Raw genomic sequence first — 14,591 nt, forward strand, 5'->3', positions numbered from 1 at the left:
AAGATGCGTGTAACGAACAAGATGATAAGCGACAGGGTGCTGTTCAATATACAGACGAGTTTGAAAAGAATCGCAAAGCTCCACGATCAGCTCTCTTCGGGTTACAAAGTGAGATATCCAAGTGATGATGCCGTTGTTGCCAAAAGGGCAAGCGACATCATGACAAGAAAGAGAGAACTCGAACAGTTTCAGAGGAACATAGATCATATTCAAACTTATGTGAATGCATACGACAGCGCTTTACAGACCGTTTCTGCTATTTCTCAGAGATTGAGAGAATTGCTCGTAAGGGCTGCGAATGGAACGCTTTCAAAAGCAGAGCGTGAGGCAATAGCAGAAGAAATCGACAAGATAAGGGACAATCTTGTTGAGATAGCAAATACCAGAATTGGGAACGAGTACATCTTCTCTGGATACGACGTTTTTAGTGAGGCCGTGAGATATGAAAACAACTCCTGGAAAATAGTAACTTCTCCTTCTGCCAACAAGAGTCGTTCCGTGCTCGTTTTGGGTCACTCTATAGAGTACGGTGTCACAGCAAGTGAGATCTTCAAACTGAACGATGGAAGGAATATATTTCAGGTGCTGGATGAAGTGGCCGGCCTTCTGCGCTCAAACCTTGATGACAGTACAATATCTTCTCACATATCGAATGTTTCTTTGAAGGATCTTTCTTTATTTGAAGAGAACGTCACAAAAGTAACGGGAAAGGTGGGTGGAGTGAGCAGATTCATAGAAATGGTTGAGGGAAGAATCGAAGATCTTGATTATTTCTTCACTGAGTACCTTTCCAAGGAAAGAGATGCCGATATAACAGAACTTGTAACGGATCTTGCGATGCAACAATCCGTCCTGGAAGCTGCCTTGAAATCGGCAAGCAGGGTTCTTCAGGCTACTCTGGTGGATTTTGTGAGGTGATAATGTGGTTTACAGTACAAAACTCGGAGAGATAGAAATAACCGATGACCAGATCTTTGTATTCGAGGAAGGAATACCAGGTTTTGAGCACCTGAAAAAGTTCGCACTGATATTTCCAGAGGAGACCTTTCCCATAGGGTGGTTGCTTTCCCTGGAAGACAGCCATGTTGGCCTTCCCGTTGTGGATCCAAAGCTTGTAAGACCCGATTATGACCCTGTAGTACCGTCTGAAGACCTTGAGAAACTCGGGGTATCGAATCAAGATGAACTGCTTTTTTTCTGCGTTCTGACAATACCCCCTGGAAAACCAGAAGAGGCAACGATAAATCTCCGGGCTCCGATCATCATCCAACAGAAGACAAAGAAAGGGATGCAGGTGATACTGGAGAACTCAGATTATCATTTAAAACACCTTCTCTCTGAAGAGATGGAGCGGGCGAAATCTATGGTATGATTCTTTTGGAAAACCTCCCTCACCGCGAGGTACCCTTTTGGGTTCAAAGGGGAAGCCGGTGAGAATCCGGCGCGGGGCCGCCACCGTGACCGGGGACGAAACCCGCACGGATGCCACTGGGGCTCTTGCCCTGGGAAGGCGCGGGGAGTAGGATGATCCGGAAGCCGGGAAACCCGCCCGCGGTGAAGGGAACCACCTTCCTCGGTGCCAGGAAGGTGGGAATATTTCGTTTTAGGGAGGGATGATCGTGCACAGGAAACTGAGTGTTCTTTTGTTCATTTTGGTGTCCATCCTCACACTTGCCGTGACTGTCGTTGACGACTCAGGAAGAGTGGTAGAATTCGCGACTGTTCCGGAAAGGGTGGTCAGCCTCTCTCCTGCCGCGACAAGGTTTCTGATCTTTCTGGGGCTGGAAGATAGAATCGTCGGCGTGACAGATTACGACAGTTACGAAGCGGAAAGAGTCGGTGCGATGGTTCCGGTGAACGTCGAAAAAGTGGTGGCACTGAATCCGGATCTTGTCCTGATGTTCGGTGGGTTTCAACTTCCCGAGGTTGCAAAGCTTGAGAGGGTTGGACTGAAGGTTCTGGTGATCAACCCCACCTCGCTCGATGACATCATAAGGGACGTGGTGCTTCTTGGAACGATCTTCGGTGAGACAGAGCTTGCGGTTGAAAAAGCAGGTGAGTTGAAGAATAAAATGCTGGAAATAGGGAAGAAAGCCTACAACATTCCTCCCTTAAAACGTCCGAAGGTTCTGTATCTGATCTCCGCTCCAGGATCTGATGTGAAGGAAATATGGACCTGTGGAGAAGGGTCTTACTTGGACGAGATCATTTCCCTCGCTGGTGGAATGAACATCGCCTCAGGCATTGCAGGTCCAAACGGCTGGCCACAGCTGTCGCTCGAATACGTTGTAGCGCAGAACCCTGATGTGATCATCGTGGGAGTCTATGTTCCGGGAACGGAGGACGAGGAGATAAAGAAGATCCTCGATTTTGATCCCTTCAGAGAGGTAAATGCCGTGAAAAACAAAAAAGTGTTCACTGTGGATGGCAACCTCGCCTCTCAGCCATCTCCAGATGTCTTCAAACTCCTCGACATTCTGTACAACTATTTCTACGGAGGAAGCAACCGGTGAAGAAATTGATTCTTCCGATTCTGATGATCAGCTTTCTCTTTGGAATACTCTTTGGTGGTGTGTCACTGGACCCCCTCGAAATTTTGGGGGTCCTCTTCGGTTTGAAAGAAAATCCATTGGTTGAAAGAATACTGTCCTTGAGGATCCCCAGAGTCTTTGCAAGTTTCGTTGTGGGAGCAGGGCTTTCCCTGGTTGGAAACGTCTTCCAGAATCTTCTGAAAAATCCCCTTGTCGATCCGTACCTTCTTGGAATTTCTTCTGGGGCTTCTTTCGGGACGGTCCTCTCACTCTATCTTGCAGAGGTCATCGGCGCTTCTTGGATATACCGCATCCCGCTTCTCAGTTTTGGTTTTTCAGTGATTGCCTCACTTCTCACCCTCTTCATTGCAAGGAGGGAAGGCCGTTTCCCCGTGACTTCCATCATCCTTGCGGGGGTCGTGATCAGCACTCTCTTCAGTTCCCTCACATACATGACGATCGTTCTCCTCAAAAGAAACGTGACCACCATATCTCTCTGGCTTTTCGGAAGTTTCTCGGGAACCGTTTGGGAAGACGTTACTTTCTACTCCGTAGTCGTCGCATTTTTTCTCCTCTATTCTGTGGTCTTTTCAAAACATCTCAACGCCATGGCTCTTGGAGAAGAAGAGGCTTTTGTTTTGGGGATCAACGTGGAGACCTTGAAGGTGATCACGTTTCTTTTTGGAAACCTCACCACGGCTTTTCTCGTTTCCAGAAGCGGTGTCATTGGTTTCGTTGGTCTCATAGTTCCTCACATCGCCAGATACCTTGTGGGCCCTGGTTTCCTAAGGTCGGCACTGACGAGTGTGATCGTGGGAGGAGTTCTTCTCACCCTGTGCGACACGGTATCGAGATCTTTGTTTTCCCCAACGGAACTTCCCGTTGGAGTCGTAACTGCTCTGTTGGGTGCTCCTTTTCTCGCCTTTCTCATGAAAAGGGGTGTGTGAGTTGAAGGCGGTGAAGGTGGAGAATCTGTATTTTCGATACAGGACGGGTTTTTCTCTGGAAAACATCGAATTCTCCGTGGAGGAGGGAGAATTCTTTGGAATAATAGGTCCAAACGGATCTGGAAAAACTACCATTTTGAAGATACTATCGGGACTTCTGAAGCCTCAGAAAGGAACGGTGCTTCTCTTTGGAAAAGTTCCATGGGAGGTCTCCAGAAAAGAGATGGCAAAGACCATCACCCTCGTTTCTCAGGATTTCTTCCCCTCGTACGATTTCACCGTAAAAGAGATCGTTGAGATGGGAAGACTTCCGCATCAGCGCCTTCTGAATGGAACGAGCAAAAGAGATGAGGAGATCGTTTTAAAAAGCCTGGAACTGACCAACACCTTGAAATTTTCCTCGAGAACCTTCTGGACGCTGAGTGCTGGTGAACAAAGGAAGGTTGTGTTTTCAAAGGCGATCGCCCAGGACACGAAGATCCTCCTTGTGGACGAACTGACCGCTCACCTTGACTACAGTAACGTGAGTCTTGTGGGCAACGTGATGAGAAAGTTGAAAGAGTCCGGGAAGACCATCGTGGCGGTTTTTCACGATATAAACGTGGCATCGCTTCTGTGTGATAGGCTGGCTGTGATGAAAAACGGCAGGATCATAAAAATCGGAGCACCCCCCGAGGTCCTCGACGAAGGGGTGCTCCGAAGTGTGTTTGAAACAGAATTTGTCGTACTGACACATCCTGTGACAAAAAAGCCTCTAGCCTTCCTCAAATAGTCTCTTCAAGAATTTCACCTGCTCAATTGCCTGGAAAGAACCTCCTCCTTCATGGTTGTTGTACGGATAGATCCTGATCTCCTTCGGCCCGGTGTAGTGATTGTAAGCAGCAAAGACTGTCGAAGGAGGACATATGGTGTCCATGAGTCCAACGGAAAACAAGGCAGGTATTTTTGCCCTTGCCGCAAAATTCACGCCGTCGAAGTAGGAAAGTGTTCTGAAAACAATCTCTTCTTTGTCCCTGTGAGTTTTGAGAAAGTTTGTGATCTCCACGTATGGATGTGTATCAACAAGTTGCACAGCCCTTCTGAAGTGACACAGGAACGGAACATCACATAGTAAAGCCTTCACCTTGTTTGACAGGACGCTCACTGCAAGTGCGATTCCTCCACCCTGACTGCCTCCCGCCACTACCACTCTGTTCGGGTCCACTCGGGGGAAGGAAATAGCTGTTTCTACCGCTCTGACTGCATCAACAAAGACCCTTCTGTAGTAATAAGTTCTTGGATCTAAAATGCCCCTCGTCATGAATCCAGGATACTGAGGATTGACTGGACCTTCAGGGTAATCCGGTGTATCTCCTTTCATCCAGCCACTTCCCTGACCCCTGGTGTCCATTACAAAACAGATGTAACCCATCGACGGCCAGAACAGCCAGTCGTGTGGAAAACCTCTTCCACCGTTGTAACCTATGTACTGTACAACACAGGGAAGTTTTTCTTCTTCCAACTTTGGAACAAGAAGCCAACCTTTTATCCTTTGTCCTTTGTATCCAGAAAAAGTAACGTCGTACGCTTCAACCGTCTTGAGGTGAAAGTCCACTTTCTCAAAAACAGGGTCCAGAGGAAACCTTTCACTCTCTTTGAGTGTTTCATCCCAGAATTGATCGAAATCTTCTTCTTCGTACCGCTCCGGCCGGTACTTTTTCAGATCCTCAAGCGGCATATCGAAGAAGGCCATTTTTTATCACTCCTCGTAGACCTCTGTGAAGAACTTTCTCTTTCCAAGTACTTCTCTTTTGCTACTGGTGACGGTGAAAGAGCCGATGAGTCTTATGTCTTCAGAAGAACTTCCCACCATGACTTTGAACTCGCCTGGCTCCACAACGAGCTTCATATCCCTGTCGTAGTAGGAGAGGACATCCATGTGAAGTCTGAACACAACCGTCTTCTTCTCCTTCGCCTTCAAAGAAACCCTCTTGAAACCCTTCAGTTCCTTCACAGGCCTTGTCACACTTGCAAACTCCCGACCGATGTAAAGCTGAACCACCTCGTCTCCATCCATGTCTCCCACGTTTTCCACATCGACCTTTATCACAACCTCTCCGGCCGGAGGCACTTCCTTTGGCTCTATCCTCAGGTTGCTGTACTCAAACTTCGTGTAAGACAGGCCGTGTCCGAAGGGAAAGAGGGGCTTTGTGCTCTCGTCCACATAATCTCCGTGCCAGTGAGACCTTCCTCCAGAGGGTTTGACGTAGTGGAAGACAGGGATTTGGCCTGCGCTTCTTGGAAAACTGATCGGAAGTTTTCCAGAGGGATTCACCTTTCCGTAGATGACATCAACGATCGCTCTTCCGCCGGCTTCTCCAGGAAGCCACACCTGAAGGATGGCGTTCACTCTGTCGACGATGTTCTTTAGTGAGTAGGGTCTTCCAGTGATAAGGACAAGGACGATGGGTTTTCCAGTCTTTGCAACTTCAAGAACGAGTTCTTCCTGGACACCTGGAAGTTTTAGGTTTGCCATATCTCTGGATTCACCCGTCGTGCAGTCGAGGGTGAGGCCGGATCTGTCTCCGACAACGACGATGGCAACGTCGGACCTTTTTGCAGCTTCTATTGCCTCTTTGAATCCGCTTTTGTCTTCTCCCGTCACTTCACAGCCCTTCGCATACTCGAACTCGATTCCCTCTTCTTTGAAGGCATCGAGAACGCTAGGAATACTCTTCATATGTTCTTCTATACTCTTTTTCAATCTCTCGTAGTTTTCCCTTGGAATCTGTGGGTTTCCAAAGACATCGTCTATGTTGTCAAGAAGGGCTCTTATGTGGGCAAGATACATGTAATCACCGAGGAGGTTTCTCACCTCACCTGCATTTGGTCCAATCAAAGCGACTTTTTTGTTCTTTTCAAGTGGGAGTATACCGTCGTTTTTGAGCAGGATGATAGATTTTCTTGCGATCTCGAGGGCAAGTTCTCTGTGGCTTTCTATCTTTGCTTTTTCCACGTCAACGTATGGATTTTCAAAAAGCCCAAGCATGAACTTGAGTCTCAACACCCTGGAAACGGCCTCATCGATCAACGATTCTGGTACGATTCCTTTTTCGACAAGATCCTTCAAATGTTGATAACAGTCTGTTTTTGGAAGCTCGACATCTATTCCCGCCTCAAGAGCAAGTTTTGCAGATTCTGCCTTGTCTTTCGCTATCCTGTGATACTCTCCGAGCATATTCACCGCGAAATAGTCAGAGACAACAATACCTTCGAATCCCCAGTCTTTTCTCAAGATATCAGTGAGCAGTTTTCTGTTTGCAGCACATGGCACACCGTCTATTTCACTGTAGGAGTTCATCACAGAGAGCACCCTTGCTTCTTTGACTGCTGCTTCGAACGGGAAGAGGAAGACCTCTCTGAACTCTCTCTCGGGAATGTTTGTCGGTGCCCAGTTCTTTCCACCTTCAGAGGCGCTGTACCCTGCGAAGTGTTTCACTGTGGCAACGACACCTTCTTTTATGTTTTCCCCCTGAAGTCCTCTTACATAAGAAACTCCCATCCTTGCAACAAGGTAAGGAGACTCTCCGAATGTTTCTTCCGTTCTTCCCCATCTCGGATCTCTTGCCACATCCAGAACGGGAGCAAGTCCTTGATGGGCTCCAATCTTTCTCATGTCCTCCCTGATCGCTGATGTCATCTTTTCTATGAGATCTGGATCCCAGGTACTCGCCATTGCTATTGCCTGTGGAAAGTTGGTTCCTCCAAGACCCATGTATCCGGTGAGGCATTCTTCGTGTATCATCGCCGGTATTCCAAGACGAGTTTCTTCCACAAGAAAGCGCTGTATCTCGTTTACGAGCTCTGCTGCTTCTTGTGGTTCAAGGTTTGTGGAACCTCCAGGTCGTGTGATCTGTCCAATGCCATGTTTTAAAAGTTCTTTTGCTTTCTCTTTTGCAAATTTTCCCCTCTCGTCGATCAACTCGTAGCCCCACACCGATCCAAGTTGGGCCACTTTCTCTTCAAGTGTCATCCTTGAGAGAAGATCTCTCACCCTCACCCCAATCGGTTGTGATGGATCTCTGTAGAGTTCCATACCTCTCCCTCCTCATTCACCATGTTTCCATATGGGTTTTGTGATTTCTTTCAGCCACAAATCTCTGATTACGGGATTGATTTGAACCCTGCTGTCTCCCCAGTATCCGTTTGCATAAGGTGGTCCCCACATGGGTTGAGAGTCCCAGTCGGCGTTTATATAGGCTACCACCTTTATCACGTCTGAATTTTCATACACAAATTCGAAGAAAGGTTTGAACCACTCGTTCCAGATCTCCTCAGGTGTCTTTTTCACTTTTTTCTCTCCAGCAGGACCGTCCAAAACAGGACTGATGTTTGCTCTTGTAAGTTCTGAAAGATTGTATCCCTGTGGAGATGCCTCTGCTATAATCACAGGTTTTTTGTGGAACCTTGCAAAAGCTACCACCTCTTCTGCTAGTTCCTTTTGAGAAGGTGCCTTTCGATATCTCTCGTTCGCAGGCAGAAACCAGGACAATCCCACAAAATCCACATAATCATCTCCGGGATACCAGAGTGAAATGTCCGGTTTTCGATAGTTTCTAAGAATCACGTTCAAAGGAGAAGAACACGACTGCCACACTGTGAAGAGAAGATCCTTTTTGTCTCCCAGGAAATCCCTGAGTTTTTCTGTTATATACCTGAAAGTGGCCTTGTACTTTTCTGGATCATAGTTGTTCCATATTCCATCGAATTCGTATCCGATTCTGAGATACACCAATCTGTTTGCTTCTTTGATGAACTCAGCAAGAATCTCTATCTGACGATCATACTTCCCTGAGATCACACCATCCAGCATGTTGACCATGTACAGTCCGATCACAAGAGCAGAGTTTGGAAACTCTTCCAGACACTTTTTCGCATTTATCAACCCGGCTCCCCAGTCAGCATCGTTATAAAGACCGTTGAGGGTTGCGATATCAGTGTACGTTGTCACCCCACCAGGTACTGGAAAGTATCCGGATCTCACGTATTCTCTGACTGAATCTAAATCCTGACCAATAACAAGAAGTATCTTTCCTTCTAAGTTCACAAAGATCAGCGCCAGCATTAGAAAGAGGAGTCTTTTCATGTTTTCACCTTATCTGTACAAGAAACACTTCACCTGGACACCATCGACTTCGAAATACGGAGGTGGTTCTTTTTTGCAGATATCCATCACCTTTGGACACCTTCCAGCGAACTTACAACCCTGTCTGAGGTACTCGGTCTGTTCTGTCTCAGACAGTTTTATTCTGATGTTCCATCTCTTCTTTGGATCTGGCTCAGGCACAGACTCTCTCAGAAGCTGGGTGTAAGGGTGCCTAGGTTCCATGAGGACCTTTTCTGCCGGTCCCAGCTCCACTATGTTTCCTCTGAACATAACGGCGATTCTGTCTGAGACATAGTACGCTGTTGTGAGATCGTGTGTGATGTACAGAACACTCACACCGTACTGTTCCTTGAGGTCCTTAAAGAGGTTCACGATGGACATTCTCAAAGAGGCGTCCACCATGGAAACGGGTTCGTCCGCCACAAGAAGCGATGGGTTCGTAAGAAGCGCCCTTGCAATGGAGATCCTCTGAAGCTGTCCTCCTGAGAATTCGCTTGGATACTTTTCCGAGAACTCCTCAAAGGAGATCCCAACGGCGGAAAGTTTCTCCTTGATGATCTCTTCTGCTTTCTCTTTCGTGTCCGCTATGCCCAAATTGAAGAGTGTCTCGTAGAAGTATCTGTCCACCTTCCTGAGTGGGTTGAACGTGGAAAACGGATTTTGAAAGACCGCTTGTATCTCCTTCAAGAGTTCTTTCCTTTCTTTTTCATGCACCCTTTCTATCTTCCTTCCTTTGTAGATGATCTCACCGGAGGTGGGCTCTTCGAACCCGAGGATGATCTTTGCCGTTGTGGTCTTTCCACAGCCACTCTCTCCAGCCAGGGTGAAGATCTCTGCTTCCTTTATGTCGAAGTTCACCCTGTCCACGGCCACTATCTTCGTTCTAGAAAAGATGCTCCCTATGGTGAAGATCTTCGTCAGGTTTTTTATCTCAAGAAGCGACATTCTTTCCCTCCTCTACCAGCCAGCATGCGACTTTGTGCCCTGGCAGGTATTCTTTGAGAGGTGGTGTCTCCTTTTTGCACCTGTCGAACGCATGGGGACACCTTGGATGGAAACTGCAGCCCGGTGGAAGGTCTGCAAGGGAAGGGGGACTTCCTGGGGCGCTCTCTCTTCTTCCTTTGTCTCCGAACTTTGGAAGTGAGAATATAAGGTATTTCGTGTAGGGATGCATGGGGTTTTCGAAGATCTCTTCAGTCTTTGCCTCTTCTATGATCTTTCCTGCGTACATGATCGCTATCCTGTCTGCCACGTTTGCATGAACCCCCATGTCGTGCGTGACCAGAACGATGGTGTTCTGTCTTGAGGACTGTATCTCCTTGAGAAGTTGCACCACACCTCTCTGTGTCACAACGTCGAGGGCCGTTGTGGGTTCGTCTGCGATGATCACCTTCGGTGAAAGGACGGTCGCAAGGGCGATTGTCACCCTCTGTCTCATACCACCGGACAACTGGTGTGGATAGGCGTTGAGGATCTCTATCGGAAGGCCAAGTTCTTTTATGTGTTCTTTTGCCATCTCGTAGGCCTCTTCCTTTGTCTTTCCGCTTGTGTGACTCTCTATGAAGTCCTTGAAGGTTTCTTTTATCTTCACCACGGGATTGAGTACGCTCATCGATCCCTGTGGAACATAAGAGATGAAACTCCACCTCAACTTTCTTCTTTCCTCTTCATTCAGAGAGTAAACATCTATTTCTTCTCCGTTCTCTCTGTACAGTACCTTTCCTCCCACGATTCTCTGAGGAGGTTCTATCGCAGCAAAGAGCGCTTTGAGAAGCGTGCTCTTTCCACATCCGCTCTCTCCAGCTATGCCGTATATCTCGTTCTCGTTGATCGATATGTTCACATCGTCCACCGCTTTTACCACTCTCTTTTTGCCGAATATGTCCAGAATGTAGTAAGATTTGAGATTCTCTGTCCTCAACACTTCCACCGCTATCACCTCATGCCTGTCCTATTCTCTGTATCCTCATCCTCGGATCAAGGTACTCACTGATGCTGACCGAGATGAGATACAGCGCTATGAACAGAAAGATTGATGTTATGACCGGTGTCAATACCCACCACCAGTATCCCAGAAGAAGTGCCTGGTAGTTTATCGACCACTGGAGCATGGTGCCAAGGGTTGGAATGTCGAGGTTGGAAACACCCAGGATTGCGAGTGTGATCTCCATTCCGATCGCCCAGGACATGTTACCGATGAGCGTTGCGAAGATGAGAGGAATCAAAAACGGCAGATACTCTTTGAAGACGATGGCCAGAGCCTTCGAACCTGAAAGGAGGGCAGTGTAGGTGAAATCCCTCTCTCTCAGACTCAAAACCTGGGATCTTATGACCCTCGCATCCCATGCCCAGCCGAAGACGCCAAGAAGAAGTCCCAGCATGGGTAGACTGAGCCGTGCCTTCACCATCGTGGCAATGAGAACGATTATGATGAAAAGAGGTATCACAAGGAAAGAGTCGCTCAGAAACATCAGTACCCTGTCAGCGGTTCCTCCCTTGTATCCGGCGATCATTCCCACGATCATCGCTATGATCCTTGAGACAAGACCCGCTATGAGCGACATGATGAGCGAGTTCCTCACGGCAAAGGTGAGTTTCCAGAAGATATCCTGTCCCATGGAGTTTGTACCCAGTATGTGGGGCCACTGGGGAGGAAGATCCCTTGGAACCTGGTTCCACAGATAAGGGTTGTAGGGCGAAAAGAAAGACAGAACAGAAAGTCCCGCAAGAACCAGAAACACTATAAAACCGAATCTGAAGCGTGTATCTCTCAACAGATCCTTCAACACCTGCATTCTTTCCACTCCCTTTTCATCTGTATCTCACCCTCGGATCGAACAGGGGATAAAGCAGATCTATCAAAAGGATACTCGTTGTGATCAGAAGGATAGAAAGTGTGCTGACCCCCATTAAAAGGTTGTAGTCACCCGTGAATATGGCGTTGTAGAGGAGTGTTCCAATACCGGGGTAGGAAAACACGATCTCCGTGATCAAGGCTCCTCCGAAGATCTGACCTAAAGATAGAGCAAGTCCTGTTATCTGTGGCAACATGGCGTTTCTTATGACGTACCTTCGAACGATTCTCTTCTCCTCTATTCCTCCCATCTTGGCGTACTTGACGTAGTCTTCTGACTTCACACTCTGAACGACGAGTTTCATCGCCTGGAACCAGATGAACACACCGATCAGTATCAGGGACAGAGCCGGCAAAAACGCGTGTTTCAACAGGATCAGAAGGTTTTCCCAGCTGAAGGTGAACTGCATCCCTATCGCAAAGCCGCCTCCAATTGGGAAGATGGGAATGATGTATGCGAGAAGAATCAGGAGTCCGAGGGCAAGGATATAGTACGGCATCGGTCTTATCACCATTGCTATTCCATCGAGTATCTTCACCCATCTTCTGTTCGAAAAGTACCCCGCAAGACCTCCAAGGATGTTTCCTATGATCCAGGAAAGAAGGGTTGTCACCAAAAGAAGCCATGCTGTCCACGGTAAAGACTGCTTTATCAGTATTATCACAGGCGTTGGGAACTGGTAGTAAGAAGGACCAAAATCACCCTTCAAAAAGCGTTTCCAGAAGTTTATGTACTGTTCCCACAGACTTCCTTTCAGTCCGTAAAGCTCCTTCAGAGTTTCTGTCATCTCTTCTATCGCCTTCGGGTCCATATACGTTCCTTGGGCTACAAGACGATTTATGAACTGCTGTACCGGATCCGTAGGTAGAAACCTCGGTATGAAAAAGATCATCGTGATTCCCACCCAGATAACAAGAAAGTACGTTATCAGTCTTGGGAGAAGATACCTTCTCACGAAGTTCAAGATCTCTGACCTCCTTTTCTCTTTAAAGGGCCGGGGGTTATCCCCCCGGCCCCCGTTTGAAAGATATTTTACATCATTTTCTACCGGTTGGTTTCAGGAACGGAAGCATGTACTTGAAGTTGGGCCAGTGATGGTACGGCTGTGCATACATGTTCTCCGCTCCTGGATAGTTCGTCCAGTAGTACTCATCCCATGCTATGACACCCGGGTAGTTGAACGTCGGTATCGTTGGCATTTCTTTGACGAGAAGCTTCAGACCTTCAACTCCAAGTTCGATGAGTTTCTTCGTGTCTCCCCAGGTTGTTTGCTGTATCTCGTCTATGATTTTGTCCATTTCAGGATTGCTCCATCTTGCGTAGTTACCCCATGGCGCGTTCTCTCCAATGGGTCTGATGTATTTGGAGTGGAACGGCTCGAGCGTTCTGAACAGATCCGGATGTCCACCCCACGGTTCTGCTGCTGGCCAGTCTGTTGAGACTTCGAATTCTCCTCTTTGATCAAGAGTTGCCGCTGCATCTGTTGTCTGGACCGTTACATCGATACCGAATTTCTTCCACGCCTGAGCGGCTGCGAAGGCGTTTCTGTAACCCGGGTGAGCCGGATTGGTTCCCGTGGTGATGGTGATTTTCCAGAGTTCACCGTTGGGCAGGTGCCATTTTCCATCTTTGTCCCTGTAGAATCCGTTCTTTTCAAGAAGTTTCGCCGCAACATCGGGTGCGTATTTCCACCATCCAGGCCCGAAGATCCTTTTGATCAGTTCTGGGTTGTCAGGAACGGGGTATCCTCTCTTCTTTGCGTATTCAGCCAGCCTGAATCCTGCTGTTGGATCGTAAGGTTTGAACTTTTCTCCGTTTCCAAGGTCGAGTTCAAAGTTCTTCAGCCAATCTTCAAGTTTTGTGAAGTACCAGTTGTAGTATGCAGTTGTGAGAGGAATGTGAATGGGGCTCAGGGTGACTGCTCCGTCGAATGCGTTAGCTGCGTATTCGACGATGTCAATCGCAAGCGTAAGTGCCCATCTCACTTCAGGATTGTTGAAGGGTTCTTTGGCTGTGTTGAAGTGAAGCCCTGTCACACATGGGTCGATGTTGACGGTCCACGGGAAGTTTCTTCTCCAGGCTCTTGCAGTTTTGACTCTGCTGAGAACGGCTTTGAGTGCTTCAAGCGTGAGATCAGCTGCATCGAGCTGGTGCTGTGCCATGGCGAGAACCTGCTTTTCGGGACCACCGTACGTGATGAAGAGCACGTATTTTGGTTGTGGCATGCCATAGAGCATTCCTGTTGGTGTTCTGTCCCAGTCTTCTCTTCTTTCCCAGAGCGTCCAGTATCCTCCAGGATCGTATCCTTTGAGAACGTAAGGCCCTGTTCCAACGGGTGGGTTGAAATCAAACGTGAGAGGATCTTCCACTTTCTCGAATATGTGTTTCGGAAGAGGTCTCAGGGCACCCCATCTGTCGAGGAAGTAGGTGTGGAATCTGGAGTTGGGTGCGTTAAGCTTAATCACGACTGTGTAATCATCCACCTTCACGATCTCTTTTACCTGCTGCATCTGGGAGTTGTATCCCATTCCCGGTGTGTTTTTGACGAGTTCGATGGTGTAAATTAGATCATCTGCTGTGAACGGTACGCCATCGCTCCAGTAGACACCCTTTCTGAGTTTTATGGTGAGTTCTGTGAAGTCGGAGTTGTACTTTGGAGGTTCTGCGGCAAGGGCGTTGATGATCTCGCCAGTAGCGTACTCAACGCACCAGAGCGGTTCCAGAAGCAAATTCTGAATACCCCTGTCGTTCCAGACCCAGGTGGCCCAGATGTTGAAGTTACCGGGGTTAGCAGCTCTACCTGTCAGGTTGTCGGCTATGAACGTCTCGTTTCTGGGAATCCCTGGCGGAAGCTGTTGTGCAAAGAAGAGGCTGAACATGGAAACAACGAACAGGATCACAAGAAACTTCTTCATGAAAACTCACCTCCCTTGATTGTATGTATATTTTTTCCTTTCGGGAAATATTTTAATGGAAATCTCCTTGAAAAATCAAGACCCGTTTTTCATAAATATTGAAGATTATTCCGGCCTGCAAGAGATTATTTCAGAATATTGTCGTTTTTCTTCTTTTTTCTCTTTTTTTCTTTCTGGTATCATATTTCCGTACACAA

The 14,591-nt window shown here is 47.7% G+C and carries 13 protein-coding genes and 1 riboswitch; of the genes, 5 read left to right on the top strand and 8 right to left on the bottom strand.

Annotated elements, in window-relative coordinates; translation table 11 throughout:
- The first annotated feature begins 3 nt into the window (after positions 1–3).
- The 5 genes from flgL (at position 4) to AS006_RS01870 (ending at position 4,250) form a co-directional block, all read left to right on the top strand.
- A complete protein-coding gene (flgL, locus tag AS006_RS01850; RefSeq protein ID WP_101512665.1) occupies positions 4–918 on the top strand; it encodes a flagellar hook-associated protein FlgL in 915 nt (304 codons plus the stop codon).
- 4 nt (positions 919–922) lie between these two features.
- On the top strand, positions 923–1,372 hold the full coding sequence (gene fliW, locus AS006_RS01855; RefSeq protein ID WP_101512666.1) for a flagellar assembly protein FliW: 450 nt from the start codon (positions 923–925) through the stop codon (positions 1,370–1,372).
- A gap of 9 nt (positions 1,373–1,381) precedes the next feature.
- A riboswitch (cobalamin riboswitch) is annotated at positions 1,382–1,568 on the top strand.
- A gap of 51 nt (positions 1,569–1,619) precedes the next feature.
- The gene (locus AS006_RS01860; RefSeq protein WP_101512667.1) at positions 1,620–2,513 is read left to right on the top strand and encodes a cobalamin-binding protein; all 894 of its coding nucleotides are present in this window, start codon (positions 1,620–1,622) and stop codon (positions 2,511–2,513) included.
- Positions 2,510–3,478 (top strand): iron ABC transporter permease, encoded by a 969-nt coding sequence (locus AS006_RS01865; RefSeq protein ID WP_101512668.1) that lies wholly within the window; start codon positions 2,510–2,512, stop codon positions 3,476–3,478. Before AS006_RS01860 ends, AS006_RS01865 begins: the two co-directional genes overlap by 4 nt.
- A 10-nt stretch (positions 3,479–3,488) precedes the next feature.
- On the top strand, positions 3,489–4,250 hold the full coding sequence (locus AS006_RS01870; RefSeq protein ID WP_233185598.1) for an ABC transporter ATP-binding protein: 762 nt from the start codon (positions 3,489–3,491) through the stop codon (positions 4,248–4,250).
- Here the strand turns inward: AS006_RS01870 and AS006_RS01875 are convergent.
- The 8 genes from AS006_RS01875 to AS006_RS01910 all read right to left on the bottom strand — a co-directional run bounded on the left by AS006_RS01875 (position 4,233) and on the right by AS006_RS01910 (position 14,394).
- Positions 4,233–5,210 carry an acetylxylan esterase gene (locus AS006_RS01875; protein WP_101512670.1) on the bottom strand — a complete coding sequence of 326 codons (978 nt, stop codon included), beginning with the start codon at positions 5,208–5,210 and terminating at the stop codon, positions 4,233–4,235. The genes AS006_RS01870 and AS006_RS01875 overlap by 18 nt on opposite strands.
- A 6-nt stretch (positions 5,211–5,216) precedes the next feature.
- Entirely contained in the window at positions 5,217–7,553 is a 2,337-nt protein-coding gene (locus AS006_RS01880; RefSeq protein WP_101512671.1) for a glycoside hydrolase family 3 N-terminal domain-containing protein, read from the bottom strand.
- Between the two features lie 12 nt (positions 7,554–7,565).
- Positions 7,566–8,603, bottom strand: coding sequence for a glycosyl hydrolase (locus tag AS006_RS01885; RefSeq protein WP_101512672.1), 1,038 nt, complete (start codon positions 8,601–8,603; stop codon positions 7,566–7,568).
- Positions 8,604–8,612: 9 nt separating this feature from the next.
- Positions 8,613–9,569 (bottom strand): ABC transporter ATP-binding protein, encoded by a 957-nt coding sequence (locus tag AS006_RS01890; protein WP_101512673.1) that lies wholly within the window; start codon positions 9,567–9,569, stop codon positions 8,613–8,615.
- Entirely contained in the window at positions 9,556–10,563 is a 1,008-nt protein-coding gene (locus AS006_RS01895; protein ID WP_199167277.1) for an ABC transporter ATP-binding protein, read from the bottom strand. The genes AS006_RS01890 and AS006_RS01895 overlap by 14 nt, the downstream gene beginning before the upstream one ends.
- Before the next feature lies 1 nt (position 10,564).
- Positions 10,565–11,419 (bottom strand): ABC transporter permease, encoded by an 855-nt coding sequence (locus tag AS006_RS01900; protein ID WP_199167279.1) that lies wholly within the window; start codon positions 11,417–11,419, stop codon positions 10,565–10,567.
- Between the two features lie 16 nt (positions 11,420–11,435).
- The gene (locus tag AS006_RS01905; RefSeq protein ID WP_101512676.1) at positions 11,436–12,443 is read right to left on the bottom strand and encodes an ABC transporter permease; all 1,008 of its coding nucleotides are present in this window, start codon (positions 12,441–12,443) and stop codon (positions 11,436–11,438) included.
- Between the two features lie 73 nt (positions 12,444–12,516).
- Positions 12,517–14,394, bottom strand: coding sequence for an ABC transporter substrate-binding protein (locus AS006_RS01910; RefSeq protein WP_101512677.1), 1,878 nt, complete (start codon positions 14,392–14,394; stop codon positions 12,517–12,519).
- Positions 14,395–14,591: the final 197 nt, after the last annotated feature.

The organism is Thermotoga sp. SG1 (genome assembly GCF_002865985.1).
Lineage (GTDB): Bacteria > Thermotogota > Thermotogae > Thermotogales > Thermotogaceae > Thermotoga.